Source organism: Modicisalibacter luteus DSM 23508 (genome assembly GCF_000378505.1).
GTDB classification, from domain to species: Bacteria; Pseudomonadota; Gammaproteobacteria; order Pseudomonadales; family Halomonadaceae; genus Modicisalibacter; species Modicisalibacter luteus.
Genome location: NZ_KB900004.1, coordinates 55483 through 73893 on the forward strand (window position 1 = coordinate 55483; position 18411 = coordinate 73893).

Genomic DNA, 18411 nt, shown 5'->3' on the forward strand with positions numbered 1-18411 from the left:
GTAAGAATCCTGCCCGCAAGCGTGCCGTGTGGCGAGAGAAAATCCAAGCCCGCAGTAAGCTACCCGGAACGGTGCGGGCAGAAAGCAGGCGCCACTGCCCCCTCGGTGGCGCCTGGCTGCGATCAGCTTCCGGGGCGTAGCACTATCACACCCAGCGGCGGCAGCGTCAGCGAAATACTGGCCGTCTGTCCATGCAGTGGCGCGTCCTGAGCCTGGATCTGCCCCATGTTGCCCAGGTTGGTTCCACCGTACCGTTCCGAGTCGCTGTTGAAGATTTCCTCCCAGCGCCCCATGGTCGGCACGCCGAGCCGATAATCGTAGCGAGGAACCGGCGTCATGTTGGCCACCACCAGGAGCGGTTCGCCAATTAGGCTCCAGCGTAGCCAGGCAAACACGCTGTTGGTGCTGTCGTCGCCAACCACCCAGGCAAAGCCCTCGGGTTCCGTATCGCGTTCATGGAGCGGCGTCTCTTGCTGGTAAATCCGGTTGAGATCGCCTACCAGCCGTTGTATGCCGGCATGATGCGACTCACTGAGCAGCGACCAGTCGAGTTCGCGGTCATGACTCCATTCACGCCACTGACCGAATTCACAGCCCATGAACAGCAGCTTCTTGCCAGGCTGGGTCCACATGGTCGAGAGATAGGCGCGCAGATTGGCAAACTGCTGCCACTCGTCGCCGGGCATCTTGGCGATCAGCGAGCCCTTGCCGTGTACTACCTCGTCATGGGAAATGGGCAGTACATACTTCTCGGAGAAGGCATAGACCATCGGAAAGGTCAGCTCATGATGAGCGTAAGAACGATAGACCGGATCCTTCGCGATGTACTCCAAGGTGTCGTGCATCCACCCCATGTTCCATTTATAGGCAAAGCCCAGTCCCCCATCACGGGTCGGCTGGGTGACCCCCGGCCAGGCAGTGGATTCCTCGGCGATGACCGAGGCCCCCGGCACCTCCTCGGCGACGACGTCGTTGAGGTGGCGCAGGAACTCGATGGCCTCGAGATTTTCCTGTCCGCCGTACTGGTTGGGAATCCACTCCCCCTCGTTGCGCGAGTAGTTGCGGTACAGCATTGAGGCCACGGCGTCGACGCGCAGCGCGTCAACATGGTAATGACGCAGCCAGTGCAGCGCCGACGCCAGCATGAAGCCATGAACCTCGCGCCGTCCCAGGTTATAGATGTAGGTGTTCCAGTCCTGATGGAAGCCCTCGTAGGGGTGCTCATACTCGTAGAGTGCCGTGCCATCGAAGCGCGCCAACCCATGCGGGTCAGTGGGAAAGTGCGCCGGCACCCAGTCGAGGATCACTCCCAGCCCGGCCTGGTGACAGGTATCCACGAAGTAGGCGAAGTCTTCGGGTTTGCCGAAGCGACCGCTGGGCGCGAACTGGCCCAGAGGCTGATACCCCCAGGAGCCGCCAAAGGGGTACTCCATGATCGGCAGCAGTTCGACATGGGTGAAGCCCATCTCGAGCACATAGGGAATCAGGTGCTCGGCCAGGTCGCGCCAGCTGTAGGTGACCCCATCGTGCCCGCCATGCTTGCGCCATGACGCGGCATGCACTTCATATATGGAAATCGGTCTGTCGGGCGCCTGCCGCTCACCACGCTGGGCGATCCATTCGGCATCGTGCCAAGTGAACGGCGTCGTATCGGCCACCACCGATGCGGTATGCGGCGGCGTCTCGGTGGCCAATGCCACCGGATCGGCCTTGAGTGCGATGGCGCCGTGCGCATCGAGAATTTCATATTTATAGGACTCACCGGGCCCCAGCCGGGGCAGGAACAGCTCCCAGACTCCGGCAGGATGCCGCAGGCGCATCACATGCCGCCGTCCGTCCCAGGAATTGAACTTACCCACCACCGAGACGCGCCGGGCGTTGGGCGCCCAGACAGCGAAACGCACGCCTGGCACGCCATCCACCTCCATTGGCTGAGCACCTAGGCAGTGGCCCAAATTACGGTGATTGCCCTCGCCGATCAGGTACAGATCCATCTCGCCGAGCAGTAGATCGAACGAATAAGGATCTTCGGTTTCCTGCTCGCCGCTGGGCCAGCGGATGCGCAGCTTATACGGAGCGACATGTGGCAACCTGCCCGCGAACAGGCCAGGCATCTGGATGCCAGTCAGGCTACAGCGCAGCTTGCCGGTATCGCGATCCAGCACATCCACGCCCAGAGCGCCGGGCAGGTAGGCCCGCAACAGACAGGTTTCCGAGTCCTCCTCGCCGCACGCATGGACGCCAAGTACCGAGAACGGGTTGCCGTGCGTACCACGGGCCAGCGCTTCGGCATCATCGGGGGATAACCAGAGGGCATCGTCCTTAACGGTGTTGACATTCAAATCAGTCATGTGCCCCTCTCGTGGACAGTTGGTCGGCGATGGCTGCCAGGCCGCGCAGCGGCACACCCAGCCAGGCGGGGCGATTGGCAGCTTCATAGGCGATCTCGTAGACCGTCTTTTCCAGCACGAACAGATCCAGTGCGGCAGCAGCGCCTTGCGGAGAAGCCCAGCGATGCGTGATATCGGCCGTACTCTGCCAATAGGCCTCGAGGAAGGCGTGGCGGCTAGCCATCAGGTAGCGTTCGGCCACACCGTGGGCCACCTCTATCGCATTCTCGTCATTTGGCTTGCCAGCAGTGGCTTCGTCCATCTTGGCGCCGGCATAGTCGAATGAGCGCAGCATGCCGGCGACATCCCGTAACGGACAGTCCTTGGCGCGCCGTTCTTCCAGCGAACGGGCGGGCTCACCCTCGAAATCGATGATGTACGCATCGTCATGCGCCACCAGCACCTGCCCGAGATGCAGATCGCCATGGATGCGAGTGAGCAGACTCCCCTTGGCCTGTTGCGCGAGCGGCTCGATGGCGGACAGCAGGGTATCGCGCTCGGCCAGCACGCGGCCGGCCAGGGCCTGATCGGCTTCACTGGCATTGCCCTTGTGACGCTCCAACAGATCCAGCGCCTTCTCGACTTGTTCGCGGACACGCTGTGACCAGGCTGCCACATGCGTGTCGTCAGACTGCTCCGGTGCGAAGTCAGGATTATCGCTCGGCAGGGCCAGTATCCGGTGTAGCTCGCCAAGGCGGTTGCCAAGGGTCGTGGCAAACTCCTCGAGCTCGTCGAGGGCACTGTAACCGCCCTCCTCGGCACTGGCTTCGCTCTCCTCACTCGCCTCGCGAATCGCCCGCTCCAGAGCGTTGCGCGTCCACGACCAGGCATCACCCTGGTTGGCAATGAAGCCCTGCACGAGCATCAGGGTCTGCGATTCGCCGTCGGCATTGCGACGCGCCACCTCGCCATATAATGGCGGCACGTGCTCAAAGCCATGCTCGCTCAGGTAATGGCCGAATTCGGCCTCGGGGTGCAGGCCCGACTCCAGCCGGCGGAACAGCTTGAGCACCACCTTGTGGCCGATGATTACCGAGCTGTTGGATTGCTCGACGTTGTTGTGGGCCACATCGACGTCATCGGGCAGTTCGAGTTCGCTCAACGCCGGCGTCGGTATGAAACGTATCTCCCCGTCATTGCAGGGCAGGCTACCCCCTCTGCGCAGCAGGTCGAGAATGCGCAAGGCAAAGGCATCCAGTCCCAGCGCATCGGTTAACAGGCCGACATCGCGCCCACGACGCACCCGCGCCAGGGCGAGTTGCTCCGCCATGGCACCACTGCGGTCGTCTTCCCCGAGGAAACCCAGCGGTAGTAGATAGCGCTCGGTCCCTTGAGAATGCTGCACCTCAAGTTCGCTGAGCAGCATGGAGTGCTGAGCGTCCTCGATACGCACGGCATAAAGCATGTGTACGCGAGCGATGCGCGACTGCTTGGCGGCAAACCAGCGCCGCTTGGGCAGATAACTGGGCAGCGCCTCGCCCTCCAATAGTCCGCGACACGCATGATCGAGAATTTCCTCCAGCTGGCGCTTGACGATCAGCGTGACGTAATCCGGCATCGGTTCAGGCACCGGCACATGCCACTCGGGCATCGCGGTTTCAGGCGCCAGCAGGAACCAGTAGAAGCCGTAGGGTGGCAATGTCAGCAGGTACGGTAGCTTACCGATCGGCGGGAAGGCGCTGCCGCCCACCATCTCCACCGGCACCTGACCGGCAAAGGCCGACAGGTCGAGTTCCACCGCCTGGGCATTGCGCGCCACGTTGGCCACGCACAGCAGGACCTCAGTCTCGCCATTATCCAGGACCAGCTCGCGCAGATACGCCAGGATATGGCGGTTGGAAGGATAGAGTGGGCGCATGGTGCCGCGGCTGAACACACGATGCTGACTACGCACCGCAAGTAGCCGCCGCATGCTGTTGAGCAACGAGTGCGGGTCGCGGGTCTGGGCCTCGACGTTGACCGACTGGAATCCGTACAACGGGTCCATGATCGCCGGCAGCACCAGCTTGGCCGGATCGGCCCGCGAGAATCCGCCGTTGCGATCCATCGACCACTGCATCGGGGTACGCACGCCGTCGCGATCGCCCAGGTAGATGTTATCGCCCATGCCGATCTCGTCACCGTAGTAGAGCACCGGCGTGCCCGGCATCGACAATAGCAGGCTGTTGAGCAGTTCGACGCGACGCCGGTCGCGCTCGAGCAGCGGTGCCAGGCGACGCCGGATGCCTAGATTGATACGTGCGCGGCGATCGGCGGCGTAGTGGTTCCAGAGATAGTCGCGCTCCTTGTCGGTGACCATCTCCAAAGTCAGCTCGTCGTGGTTGCGCAGAAAGATGGCCCACTGGCAGGTAGCCGGAATTTCCGGAGTCTGGCGCAGGATATCGGTGATCGGGAAACGATCTTCCTGAGCCAGTGCCATGTACATGCGCGGCATCAGCGGAAAGTGGAATGCCATGTGGCACTCGTCGCCGTCGCCGAAATACGGGCGCGTATCCTCCGGCCACTGGTTGGCCTCGGCCAGCAGCATGCGATCGGGATAGCGCTCGTCGATCACTGTCCGGATCTTCTTGAGTACGACGTGCGTCTCTGGCAGGTTTTCGTTATTGGTACCCTCACGCTCGACCAGATAAGGAATCGCGTCCAGGCGCAGGCCGTCGACTCCCATGTCCAGCCAGTACTCCATGACCTTGATCACTTCATCGAGCACTTGGGGATTGTCGAAGTTCAGGTCCGGCTGGTGGGAATAGAAGCGGTGCCAGAAGTAAGCATTGGCCACCGGATCCCAGGTCCAGTTGGATGACTCGGTATCGAGAAAGATGATGCGCGTGCCGGGGTACTTCTGGTCGGTGTCCGACCATACGTAGAAATCACGCTCGGGCGAGCCGGGCGGCGCGCGACGGGCACGCTGGAACCACTCGTGCTGGTCTGAGGTGTGGTTGATGACCAGCTCAGTGATCACGCGCAGGCCGCGCTTGTGCGCCTCGCTGATGAAGCGCTGGGCGTCCTCGAGCGTGCCGTAATCCGGGCTGACGCCGGTGTACTCGGCAATGTCGTAACCATCATCGCGGCGCGGCGACGGATAGAACGGCAATATCCAGATGGTATTTACACCCAGGCTGACGATGTAATCCAGCTTGTCGATCAGCCCCTGGAAATCGCCGATACCATCGTCGTTAGCATCGAAGAACGACTTGACGTGCACCTGGTAGATGACGGCGTCCTTGTACCATAGCGGATCGTCGAGAAAGTTGATGGTCTCGACGGCGTGCGACTCGCTACTGGCATCCATCATGGTGCTTTCCTCCTTGTCCTGATCAGCGCACCGGGTGGATGCGCCAGATGGCGAACGGCAAATGCCAAGGCTCCAGCCTCATCGACTGCCACTTGCCGTGCCATGTCCAGCGGTGCCCGGACATCAAATCTTCCACATGCAGGGCCGCATCGTCGGGTAAACCGAACTCCCACAGCGGCAGTTCGAGGGTTCCTTCCTGGGCTTCGAACGGATCGAGATTGACGGCCACCAACACGAAGTTATCCAAATCGTCGGTGCGCTTGCCGAAGAACAGCAAGCGATCGTTGTGCACCGGGTAGAAGGCGACCCCCAGATGGGTCTGCAGCGCCGGGTTCTCGCGGCGGATACGGTTGAGTTGGGCGATTTCGTAGGTAATGTTGCCGGGCGCGGTATAGTCGCGCGGCTTGATCTCGTACTTCTCCGAGTCGAGGTATTCCTCCTTGCCCGGCACCGGCTCGCCCTCGCACAGCTCGAAGCCGGAATACATGCCCCACAGTCCCGAGCCCATGGTCGCCAGCGCGGCGCGAATCAAGAAGCCGGGCCGGCCGGAAGACTGCAGAAAGTACGGATTGATATCCGGAGTGTTGACGAAGAAGTTGGGCCGGTAGCACTCCCGCATCGGCGATTCGTTGAGCTCGGTCAGGTACTCGGTCAGCTCGGCCTTGGTGTTACGCCAGGTGAAGTAGGTGTAGCTCATGTTGAAGCCGATCTTGCCCAGGCGCTTCATCATCGCTGGTCGTGTAAAGGCTTCGGCGAGAAACAGCACGTCCGGGTCGCGTCCGCGGATATCGGAGATCAGCCACTCCCAGAACGGCAGCGGCTTGGTATGCGGATTGTCGACGCGAAAGATCTTGACGCCTTCGTCCACCCAACCCTGGACCACGTCGCGCAGCGTCAGCCACAGAGAAGGCACTGAATCCTCGGCGTAGAAATCGACGTTAACGATGTCCTGATACTTCTTGGGTGGATTCTCGGCGTAACGGATCGAGCCGTCCGGACGCCAGGAGAACCAGCCCGGGTGCTCCTTGAGCCAGGGATGGTCCGGGGAGCACTGAATGGCAAAGTCCAGCGCGATCTCCATGCCGTGATCGGCCGCCGCCTTGATCAGGTTGCGAAAATCCTCGCGGGTGCCGAGTTCGGGATGGATCGCCTCGTGACCGCCCTCCTCACTACCTATGGCATATGGGCTGCCCGGATCATCGGGGCCGGCCTGAAGCGTATTATTGCGCCCCTTGCGGTGGGCACGGCCCACGGGATGGATGGGCGGAAAGTAGAGCACGTCGAAGCCCATGTCGCGGATCATCGGCAACCGCTTGTGAACATCGTTAAATGTGCCGTGCCGATTGGGATCGTCGGTTTCCGAACGTGGGAACAGCTCATACCAGCTGGCGAACTGGGCCGCCCGACGTTCGACCTCGAGCGGGTAAACCGCCTCGCTGCGCGCCAGATGCGGTCGTGCGTCGGCAACGTGCATCCAGTGAGCGGTCTGGGTATCGAGCATGACGCTGACCCGTTCTCCGTCGCTACCACACGCCTGGAAACGCTCGAGTATGCTTTCCAGCGCATCGCGCTGCTCCCCCTCCGAGCGCTCGGCCGCCGCTGCCACTAGCCGCCGGCCCTCCTCGAGTTCCAACTCTACGGGCACGCCAGCCTGATGCTTCTTGAACAACTCGTCGCGGTAGGTGCCGAATACGTCCCACCACGCCTCGATCACGAAGGTATGCCGACCGACCCGACTCGGAGTAAAGGTCGCTTCCCAGATATCCTTGCCCAGCGGCCGTACCAAGTGCATGGGCTCGCGCCGGCGCTGGCCTTGGTCATCGCTCCAGGACACAGCGGCAGCCAGCACATCGTGGCCATCGGCGAAGATCACCGCGGATACGGTGACGGGCTGGCCGGCAATCGTCTTGGCAGCAAAACGCCCCAGCTCTAGCGAGGGCTGCACGGACTCGATGGCGATGCGCGGCGATTGTGTCGCCGCCTGAACCCCCTCATCCCTCGTTGCTGGTGACGCAACCGAGGTCAGGTGCGAGGATGAACTCTTAGTCATTGGCGTCTCCTTCCGTCCCTGGGGCGGAGTTGCTGTTCGTTCGGCATCGCCATATCGGGCAGCAATGCGTTGCTATGCCGCTATTCCTGCACGGACGGCCAGCATCATGGCGAAGCGTTGTCCTGAACCAGCTCCAGCAGTGCCAGCGAATGAGCCATCAACCGATGGCCATCACCGAAGGCGCGTCGACAGACGGTTTCCTCAAGACTGGAAGCCGTATCCAGACGGCACATCCAGCCGCTACCGCGCGGCACTTCGGGCAACTGGAAGGTCACCGCCTCGGGGTTCGCGTTGAGCAGCAGCAGCAGCGTGACGTCGGCACCGTGCCGGCGGATACCGCTAGGCCGGGCGCGCCCATCGAGCAGCACGCCCAGGCTACGCGCCTCGGGGTCCTCCCAACGCTCGACGTTCATCTCGTCGCCATCCGGTGTCAGCCATGTCACTTCCTTGAGCCCCAGGTCCGCGTTGTAGTCGCCGCTTAGAAAGCGTGCGCGACGCAGGATCGGGTAGCGATGGCGCAAGGCGATGACGTGGCGCACGTAATCGATCATGGCATGTGCGTCGCCGCTCAGGTTCCAGTCCAGCCAACTGATCTCGTTATCCTGGCAGTAGGCATTGTTGTTGCCGTTCTGGGTACGCAGCATCTCGTCGCCGGCGAGCATCATCGGCGTGCCTTGAGAGAACATCAGCGTGGCAAAAAAGTTGCGGATCTGGCGCAGACGCAGCGTGCGAATATCGGGATCGTCAGTCGGTCCTTCGACACCGTGGTTCCACGACAGGTTGTCATCGTGGCCATCATTGTTGTCTTCGCCGTTTTCCTCGTTGTGCTTATCGTCGTACGAGACGAGATCGTACAAGGTGTACCCGTCATGGGCGGTCACGAAGTTGACCGAGGCGAACGGGCGCCGCCCCCGGCGATCGAAGAAATCCGCCGAGGCCATCAACCGGGTGGCAAGCTCGGCCAGCTGTCCTTCGTCACCGCGCCAGAAGGCACGCGTCGTGTCCCGGTAGCGGTCGTTCCACTCTGCCCATCCCGGCGGGAAGCCACCGACCTGATAACCGCCAGGCCCGCAGTCCCAGGGCTCGGCAATCAGCTTCACCTGGCTGAGTATCGGGTCCTGTCGGCAGGAGTCGAGAAAGCCACCGCCCTCATCGAAGCCGTGGGGCTCACGGCCGAGGATGGTCGCCAGGTCGAAGCGGAAACCGTCGACACGCATCTCGGTGGCCCAGTAGCGCAGCGAGTCGGTGACCATCTGCAACACCCGCGAATGACTAAAATTGACGGTATTCCCGGTGCCGGTGTCGTCGATGTAATAACGCAGGTTGTCGGGCATCAGCCGGTAGTAAGTGGCATTGTCGATGCCCTTGAGGGAGAGCGTCGGACCGAGTTCATTGCCTTCCGCGGTGTGGTTGTAGACCACATCGAGAATCACCTCGAGATCAGCGGCATGGAAGCGTGCCACCATCTCCTTGAATTCATTGATACTTTCGCCAGACAGATAGCTGGAGTGCGGGGCAAAGAAACCCAGCGTGTTGTAGCCCCAGTAGTTGCGCAGTCCCTTTTCCAGCAGATGCTGGTCCTGAACGAAGGCATGGATCGGCATCAGCTCTACCGACGACACTCCGAGTGAGCGGATATGATCGATCACCTCATTGACCATCAAGCCCGCGAAGGTACCGCGCAACTCTTCAGGTACTGCCGGATGACGCATGGTGTAGCCACGGACATGCGTCTCGTAAAGGACCGTATGATCCCAGGGCATCTGGATGCGCTGCGAGCGGCCCCAGGTGTAGGCGGGGTCGACGACCCGACAACGCGGCATGAACGGCGCACTGTCACGCTCATCGAAACTCAGGTCCTCGTCAGGATGGCCTATGGTGTAACCGAACAACGCCTCATCCCAGATCAGTTCACCGACAATTTGCCGGGCGTACGGATCGAGCAGCAATTTATTGGGATTGAAGCGGTGACCTTCCTCAGGGGCATAGGGACCATATACACGGTAGCCGTAAAGCTGTCCGGGACGGGCATCCGGCAGGTAGCCGTGCCAAACCTCATCGGTATATTCGGGCAACTCGATGCGCTCGACTTCGTTCTCGCCATCGGCATCGAACAGGCATAGCTCCACCTTGGTGGCGTTGGCCGAAAACAGCGCAAAGTTGACGCCTAGTCCGTCCCATGTCGCACCCAGCGGAAAGGGCAACCCCTCACGCACCCGCGAGCGGTTCCTGACGACCGGGTGTTCGTTGGTCATTGCAGGTTCATCGTTTTGCTGCGGCTCTTCCTTGGTAGTCATTCCACACATCCTTGAGGTCAGACGGGCTGACGACGCAATCGTCGCTCAGCCCTGCCGGCCGTCGTATCGCAGGGTTGGCCCCAGCCGACGTCACTTCTTTGGCTTGCGCGACGTGTCGCTGGCTTTGGTCTTCTTCTCGGTCTTGTCACTCTTGGTGGCGGCAGCCGAGCGTGACTTGGTCGATTTCTCGGCTGCCGTCTTGGCACCCGCCTTTACTTTCGTTGCGGTGCCCGACTTGGCCGCCTTGGCCTCCGTTTTCGCCGCCCCGGCCCGCGAACGCGTGGTCGAACTCCGGCCCGGCGATGACGTGTCGGTGGCATTGGGCGTGGTCACGGTATCTTCCGTGCGACGTGGCCTGCGGGCACGCGTTACCGTAGCGGATTCCTCGGGCAGCGGCGTTGCGGCGCTTGGCGCATCGCTCTGGGTGACCGGCACGGCTTCCTGGTCGCGGCCCTGGTTACGGTCGGGGGGCTCGTCGGCCAGGGTGTCCTCTTCCGGATCCGTGGCCGGAGGCTGGGCCCCGGACGATCCCAAGCCCATGTCATCCTGCTCCACCCCGAGTTCATCGTCGCGGACAGGCAGGTCCGGATCCTTCTCGTCGGGCTCGGTCTCGACGTCGGGTTGTACATCGCGACCGGACTCACGCTCGGCGGCCACGATCTTGCGAGCCATTTCCCAATGGCGTTGTTCCTGGCCCTCGGGGCGTCCCTCCGATTCCCATATGCGATAGGCCAGTTGGCGCACCCTCAGCTCGTCGTCTGCCATCCTCTAGCTCCCTTAAGCGCGTTACACTCTTTTTTCGTGCGTTCGTTCTGACTAGTGACGTTCGTCATGTACCGGCTAATCTCTGGTCAGCACCGCTACCGAGAAGTCACCCAGCAACTCGGAGACAGGGATCGTTCCTTCACGTAGCCGCAGCGAGGCATTCGACAACACGTCGCGCCATTCGCCCTGCATTGCCGGCGTTACCTGTATCTGTGTATCGCCCCAGCGTTCTGTTGGTATATGAGGTAGCGTAGCCCCTTCCAGTAGATTTGCGGCCAATCGCGGCACAACGACCAGCACCGCCTGTTCGCCATGCTGGCGCATGAAACCCAGCACATGAACTCCCTGCTCGCCTGCGACAGGCAGCGGCTGATAATCAGCTGCGGCAAACAGCGCCGGATATTCTCCACGCAGTGCCAACAGGCGATGGACGACTGCCTGCTTGACGCAGCCATCGTGCCAATGCGCCAGGGCTTCAGCCGGCGGCTCGTCTCGGTCCAGCGACGCCCGGCGCGCGGCATAGTCAACGGGCCGTCGATTGTCCGGGTCTACGAGGCTGAAATCCCAGTATTCAGTGCCTTGATAGAGATCGGGCATCCCGGGGACCGTCATGCGCAGCGTTACCTGAGCCAGGCCATTGATAGCCCCGGGTAAATCCAGCTCGCGGGCCGCAGCCGCCAGCGCATTGCGCCGGGACGGCTCAGCAAGCAGACCTTCGATAAAGGCCTGGCAGGCTTCTTCGTAGGCTTCGTCGGGCCACAGCCAGTGGGTACGCAGCTTGGCCTCGCGCAGCGCTTTCTGCTGCCATTGGACAAGACGTTCGGTGAACTCGCGCATGGCATCAGCATCATCGGGATCAAGCGACGGCGCCCAGGCACCAAGCAACACCTGATAGAGGATCAGTTCATCACCCGGCGACGGTGCCATGCCACTAGCCATCTCGCGGCGCAATGAGCCTGCCTGGGTACGCCATTCCCGAACGTGCTTTGCAAAGGCCTCGCCCTTCTCGCTCAGGACTGCCAGACGCGCACGTACGTCCTCGCCACGCTTGTGGTCGTGGGTCGCCGTGGTCACCATCGAATGCGGGAAATGGCGTTGCCGAAAGGCGCTGGCAGTATGGAATTCCGCCGGGGCGACGCAGAAGTTCTGCGGATCGAAGCCCACGTCGTTACGCGAGATGAGTACCGCGCTGCGATAGCCCGCGGTGTCTTCCACTGCCTTGGCGGCTACCGGCGAGGTCAGTTGCTGAAAGCGTGTAATGGCGCGCAGGCGAAGGGCTCGTTCGTCGTCATCCTGGCAATCGTAGGGCGCCTCGCCACCCAGCCAGTGATTCAGCCGGTCGAGTACCGCCACGTCGGGCGGATTGAGGTCATCACGTGCCCCGGCTACCGCCTGCTGAAAGAACGGTGCGTCCTGCGCGGGGCGGCCATTCTCGTCGGCATAGGTGCGATATACCGGAAAGTGAACCACCAGCGCCTTCAGGGCCCGCTTGATCGCGCCTAGCGTGACATCCTGCGTCTCGCGACGAGCCCGGGCGATACGGTGCAGGGCCAGACCGCAGGCCTCGAATTCGCTGGCCAGCACGGTATCGAGCATCTCGGCCCGCGCCTGGCGGACCTCAGCCAGGAAATCATCCTCGCGGCCACTTATCTCACACCAGAGACGATGCAGAGGAGCAGCACCGCCAGGATCGTGCTGGACCCCGGACACCTCGTTCATGAACTCGTAGCCGGTGGTGCCGTCGACCCCCCAGTCGGTATGCAACTGTTCGCCTTCGGCAAGAATCTTTTCTACGTACAGCGCCACTCGGTCGGGCACGTCTGCCGGACGCTTTGCTTGCAAGGCGTCGAGCCGCTCGCGCAAACGCAGGCAATAGCCACGCGGATCGGCCAGGCCATCGATATGGTCGACACGCAGGCCGTCCACCCAACCTGCCTCGACGAGTTGCAGGATCAGCGAGTGTGTCGCCTCGAAGACCTCGGGCAGCTCGACACGCAAGCCGCCCAGCTCGGTGATGTCGAAGAAGCGCCGCCAGTTGATCTCGTCGGAGGCCGTGCGCCACCAGGCCAGACGGTAATTCTGGTGCCCGATCAGGGCATGTAGCCGCTCGGCGCCAGTCTCGGTATTTCCGGCGAATCTCTCCAGCGCCTGGGCCAGCGAGGCTCTCGCCGCATCCTCTTCCAGGGCATGACGCAGCTGGCGACGCAACTCACCGACAGCGGTATAGGCATCCAGGCGGGTCTGCAAGCCTTCGAACTGCACCGCCAGGTCGTGCAAAGCGCCATGCTCTGCGTGGCGCAGGATGTCACCGTAACGGCGTGGATCGATGGGAAAACGATGCTCATGATACTCAAGCGTGAAACTTGCCGATTCGGGTACATAACCCAACTTGAGCAGCCCCGATGTCAACACTTCATCGTAGGGCGCTCCCAGAAACGGCACCAGCAGGCGGCCCCTGAGCAATGGGTCGGGCGATTGCCAGTCGATATCGAAGAAATCGGCATAGGGACTGTCGCGCCCCCATGCCAGCACTTCCTGCCACCAGGGATTTTCCGAGCCGCCCACCGCCACGTGGTTGGGCACGATATCCAGGATCAGCCCCATACCCCGTGAACGAAGGCGCGTCACCAGCGTTTCGAGTGCCGCCTCACCGCCGATTTCCGGATCGATGCGGGTCGGGTCGATGCCGTCATAGCCATGCGTTGAGCCGGCCCGCGAGGCCAGCAGCGGCGAGGCATACACATGGCTCACCCCAAGGTCGGCAAAATAGTCGACCCACTGCGTTGCATCATCGAGGGTAAAACCGGCATGAAACTGGAGTCTTACGGTCGCACGAATGTCCTTCATGACTTGGGCTCCAAAGGCGCGCTTGCGACCTGTCGTGAAATGTCACGGCCGCGCTGCAGCTCGCCGAGGCGATGGCGCACTTCGTCAGGCACCAACAACGCATCGGCTTCGGCCATCCAGCGCCTCCGCCAATTGGGATGCTCATCCAGCGTCCCGGGCAGGTTGGCCTGTTCCTCGAGCCCCAGCACGTCCTCCACCGGCAGGATTGCCAGCGGCGAAGGCGTGCGCCCGATATGCCGGGCGCAGGCATCCAGCACTTGCGAGGCCGACAAATCCGATGCTTGCAGCGCTGAGGGCCGGGGTGTCGCATGGCCAAGCAGATCCAGGGTGCCTGCCAGATGGGCACGTGCCTCGCTGCGCGCCTGGTGCTCGCTGTCGGCGTCCTGATTATCCCCAAGCAGATCCAGCCGGCTGCGCCAGTCGATGTCACGGCCGGCCCACCAGCCGGCCACGGTAGGCAGGTCATGGGTGGTGGTGGTCGCCATCGCCGTGTTCGACCATTGCTTGGCGGGAAGGAAGCTACCGTCGTCATCCTGCTCGAACCACAGCACCTGCATGCCGAGGATGCCGCGTTCAGTGAGTTTGTCGCGGAATCCCGGCGCCACGGTTCCCAGGTCTTCGCCGACAACGATGCCGCGATGCCGCCAGGACTCCAATGCCACCAGGCGCAACATGTCATCCAGCGGATAACTCACATAGCCGCCCTCCTTGGGTGATGCACCATGCGGTACCAGCCATAGCCGCATCAGGCCGAGGATGTGATCGATGCGCAGGCCGCCGGCATGCTGGAAACTGGCACGCAGCATATCGATGAAGGTACGAAAACCGGAGCGCACCAGGCCATGCGGCGAGAAGGCGGCCAATCCCCAGTCCTGACCATGTACGTTAAAGGTGTCGGGGGGTGCGCCGATCGAGACGCCTTCGAGCATTTCACCCTGACGACTCCAGGACTGGCTGCCGGCATCGTCGGCACCGACCGCCAGGTCGGCGATCAGACCGATCGGCATGCCAGCCTCGCGCGCCACGGCCTGGGCATGCGCCAGCCCTTGTGTTACCTGCCATTGCAGGAAGGCATGAAAGCCCACCTCATGGGCATGCTCCTCGGCGAAGCGGGCAACTTCAGGGCTAGTCGGGTCCTGTAGAGGGGCCGGCCAGTGCCTCCAGTAGCCGGCGCCGCGCACGGCTTGCAGGGCCTCGAAGCGGCAATGATCCTCGAGCGTTTCGCCGCCTGCCTTACGGAATTCATCCAGCTGCCGGCGCACCTTGACCGCCTCGTCGTCGTCACGAGACAGCAAATCGTCGTAGAGCCGGCGCAACCAGGTTAGCTTGGCACGCCCTGCGGCGGGCCAGTCGAGGTCGTCATCGGCTTCGAGTCGACGCAGCTCGTCATCCAGCCCACAAGCCGCAGTGGCGCTGGCAACCGCGCGTTCTCCCAGCAACTGCTCGGGAGCACCATACAACGCGTTGCTAAGCAGACGGCTGGATGGGGAGTAAGGGCTGTAGCGATCGGGATCGGCGCTGAACATGGCGTGAGTCGGACTGATCGCCAACGTGGCGGCCCCCTGCCCGGCGGCTCGTCGGGCGAAGTGCTCCAACGCCAGGGTGTCGCCGATACCGCCATCGCCAGGCCGGCGCAATGCATAGAGCTGCACGGCCATGCCCCACAAGCGAGGCTCTGTTTGACCGCTGGCATCCGCCGGGCCGAAGCACTGCTTGGGTGCGGCGGCCACGATCAACTCGATACCGGCGATCTGCAGGTGGTGATAGCCCATCGCGCTGATGGGCGGCAGCCGATTGCCCTCCTCCACTTCGCCACGCTGCACGCCCCCCGCTTCCAGGGTGAGGACATAAGCCGTACCTCGAGGCATCGGGCCGGGCAGCGTCACCGGCACGTCGCAATCGACAGTGATCAACGGCGGCCACTGCGCAGGCTCGGTGGGATTGCGCCATTGTGTCAGTCGCGCCAGGCTGGCCTCGATCGCTGCGTCATCGTCGGCGGGAAAGCCAAGCACGCCCAGCAAGATTCGCTGGGTATCGGGCGACAGTTCGCAGAGTTCGCCGTCGCTGTTTTCCCATTCGACGAGCAAGCCAGCGGCGTCGGCAAGTTCCCTGAGTCGATCGTCGCTCATGCAGTGACCTCGTTCATATCAGTATTCAGCCAAGCAGCGGCACCATGGTGTAACAGGTGTCCTTCCGCCACGCCGTTGGCCACTCCCGGACGCGATTCGAACAGGCAGCGCCCGCCGGCCAGGCCATGCGCCGAAACGTTGTTCCTGCTGAGGTTGACGGCAATGGTCAGTCGGCTGCCATCGCCCAGGCGCCAGCGGGCCACGACGGCCTTGTCGTCCAGCGCCTCGGCCCCCAGCGCCTGAGTGCCCAATAGTCGTGGAACAATCTCATGGTGGCGTAGGTTCAAGAGGGTGCGGGTTCTGTTCAGCCAGTCGTCATGCGGCTGCGTGTTGCGCAACTCGTAGTCGGGGATCGAATCTTCGAAGGTTTGCGGCGCGTTGGGGTCGGGGATACGGCTGCGTGTTGCCTCGTCACGGAACGCACTAAAGTCGGCAAACTCCGAACGCCGCCCCTCACGCACGGCGTCGGCCAGTTCATCGCGGTGTTCGGTGAAGAACAGGAAGGGTCGCGTCGAGCCCCACTCTTCACCCATGAACAGCAACGGCATCATCGGCGACAGCAGTAGCAACACCTCGGCAGCGACGAGCGCATCGGGGTCGGCCAGCAAACTGAGACGCTCTCCAAGGGCACGATTGCCGGTCTGGTCATGATTCTGCAGGAAGATGACGAAGGCGCTGGTCGGTAGATGCGCGCTGGGCTCGCCACGCACATGCCCGTGGCGTGACCGCTCGCCCTGATAGATAAAGCCTTCGCTAAGGCATCGCACCAGCTTGGCCGTGGCGTCCTCGACGAAATCCGAGTAGTACGCTTCGTGTTCACCGGTGAGCAGCACATGCATGACATTATGCCAATCATCGTTCCACTGGGCGGTGTAGTGGTCTGCATCGAGCAGGCTGGCGTTGTTGCCCTCGTTCTCGAGCACCAGATGGACATGACGCTGCGGATCGATGTGGCTACGAATCTCACGGGCCATCTCGACCAGGAAGTCGCGCTCGCTAATGGCATGGACGGCATCGAAACGCAGCCCATCCAGACGATATTCCTGCAACCACATCAGGGCATTGTCGATGAAGTAACGACGCACCGGCGGCTCACGGAAGTCGATGGAGGGGCCCCAGGGCGTCTGCAAATCATCGCGAAAGAAGGCATCGGCGTACGTCGCCAGATAATTACCGTCAGGGCCGAAGTGGTTATAGACCACGTCGAGAAAAACCATCAGCCCATGGGCATGGGCCTCGTCGATCAATGCCTTCATGTCGTCGGGGCTGCCGTAGGAGGCCTCCACCGCATAGGGCAGCACACCGTCGTAACCCCAGTTGCGCCCACCGGGAAATTCCGAGACGGGCATTAGCTCAATGGCCGTAACGCCCAATTCAGCCAGATAGGCCAGCTTTTCACGTACGCCGTCGAAACCGCCCAACGTACCTATGTGCAGTTCGTAGAGCACCGTCTCGTGCCACGGCCGTCCTTTCCACTCGCTATGACGCCAGCAATAGCGCTGCGGGTCGACGACCAGGCTGGGGCCGTCGATGTCGCCGTCCTGGGCCCGTGAGGCGGGGTCGGGCACCAATGTTCCCTCTTCGTCATCCGCCCCGAACACGCGATAACGATAACGCGCCCCGTGACCGCAGCCGACCTCGGCTTCGTAATTGCCGTCGCGGGTCGCCTGCATCGGCTGGCTGGGCTGCCCTTCCACCTCGACATGGACCGCACGGGCACTGGGCGCCCACAGCACGAAACGGGTGCGCTCGGTATCGATCAGGTGGGCCCCGTAAGTTGGCGTGAACGCGGCCTGTCGTAGCTCGTCCGTCATGCGGGCCAGTCCCCTTGTCTGAGTAGCAGTGTGGCAAGCGGCGGTAGGGTCAGTTCCAGCGATGCTGGATAGCCATGGCTGGGCGAGAGTTGCGCCCTGACGCCATGCGCGTTGCCAACGTTCGAGCCGCCATAGAATGTACTGTCGGTATTCAGCACCTCGTACCATGTCCCCAACGCCGGGACGCCCAGCCGATACCCGGTCAGCACACGAGGCGTAAAGTTGGAAATCGCCAGCAACGGGGCCGTTCCCTCGGGTCCATAGCGCATGAAGGCGATGACACTGTTGACGCTGTCATCCCCCACCACCCAGGCAAAGCCTTCCGGCTGGCAATCGAAGTGATGCAAGGCAGGCTCGTTGCCATAGAGGCGATTGAGATCGGCGACCAGGCGCAGCATGCCACCATGACAAGGATCGTCGAGTAATGACCAGTCAAGTTCACCGGCCGAGCGCCAGCCCTGACCATTCGCGAATTCGGTGCCCATGCCGACGAGCTTCTTGCCGGGGTGCGCCCACATAAAGCCAAGTCCGGCCCGCAAGTTGGCAAAGCGCTGCCAGGTGTCGCCTGCCATACGCCCCAGCCAGGTGGCGTTGCCATCGTCGGATTGGTCGTCGATCAACGGCAGAACGAAATGCGACTCGAAGGCGCTGGCCAGTCCTTCGACCAGCCGATGATGATGGTGATTACGGATTTCGGACGGCTGGCTCAGGTAGGCCTGCGTGGCTTGCGACCAGTGCGTATTCAGTGCCAGGGCGCGGGCCGTGGTCGGTGCCGCCTCGGCGATGTGTTCGTCGACGAACAGCAAAATATCCGGCGCATGCGCCAC

At 62.4% G+C, this 18411-nt stretch carries 9 protein-coding genes; all 9 read right to left on the reverse strand.

Features of this window, described 5'->3' with window-relative positions:
• Nucleotides 1-122 precede the first annotated feature (122 nt).
• Complete coding sequence (gene glgB / locus F568_RS0118985; RefSeq protein ID WP_019020352.1) at nucleotides 123-2351, reverse strand: 1,4-alpha-glucan branching protein GlgB; 2229 nt, start codon at nucleotides 2349-2351, stop codon at nucleotides 123-125.
• Entirely contained in the window at nucleotides 2344-5682 is a 3339-nt protein-coding gene (treS, locus tag F568_RS0118990; RefSeq protein WP_019020353.1) for a maltose alpha-D-glucosyltransferase, read from the reverse strand. Before treS ends, glgB begins: the two co-directional genes overlap by 8 nt.
• A gap of 22 nt (nucleotides 5683-5704) precedes the next feature.
• Nucleotides 5705-7732 (reverse strand): alpha-1,4-glucan--maltose-1-phosphate maltosyltransferase, encoded by a 2028-nt coding sequence (locus F568_RS0118995; protein ID WP_019020354.1) that lies wholly within the window; start codon nucleotides 7730-7732, stop codon nucleotides 5705-5707.
• 104 nt (nucleotides 7733-7836) lie between these two features.
• The gene (gene glgX, locus F568_RS0119000; RefSeq protein ID WP_019020355.1) at nucleotides 7837-10029 is read right to left on the reverse strand and encodes a glycogen debranching protein GlgX; all 2193 of its coding nucleotides are present in this window, start codon (nucleotides 10027-10029) and stop codon (nucleotides 7837-7839) included.
• A 90-nt stretch (nucleotides 10030-10119) separates the two neighbouring features.
• Nucleotides 10120-10794 (reverse strand): DUF2934 domain-containing protein, encoded by a 675-nt coding sequence (locus tag F568_RS23330; RefSeq protein ID WP_019020356.1) that lies wholly within the window; start codon nucleotides 10792-10794, stop codon nucleotides 10120-10122.
• Nucleotides 10795-10869: 75 nt separating this feature from the next.
• A complete protein-coding gene (gene treY / locus F568_RS0119010; RefSeq protein WP_019020357.1) occupies nucleotides 10870-13641 on the reverse strand; it encodes a malto-oligosyltrehalose synthase in 2772 nt (923 codons plus the stop codon).
• Complete coding sequence (gene malQ / locus F568_RS0119015) at nucleotides 13638-15770, reverse strand: 4-alpha-glucanotransferase (RefSeq protein ID WP_019020358.1); 2133 nt, start codon at nucleotides 15768-15770, stop codon at nucleotides 13638-13640. The genes treY and malQ overlap by 4 nt, the downstream gene beginning before the upstream one ends.
• Nucleotides 15767-17584: a malto-oligosyltrehalose trehalohydrolase gene (gene treZ / locus F568_RS0119020; protein WP_019020359.1), complete on the reverse strand. Its 1818-nt coding sequence runs from the start codon at nucleotides 17582-17584 to the stop codon at nucleotides 15767-15769. The genes malQ and treZ overlap by 4 nt, the downstream gene beginning before the upstream one ends.
• Nucleotides 17581-18411, reverse strand: an 831-nt coding sequence (locus tag F568_RS0119025) for an alpha amylase C-terminal domain-containing protein (RefSeq protein WP_019020360.1), incomplete at its 5' end; no start/stop codon positions are given. The genes treZ and F568_RS0119025, both read right to left, overlap by 4 nt.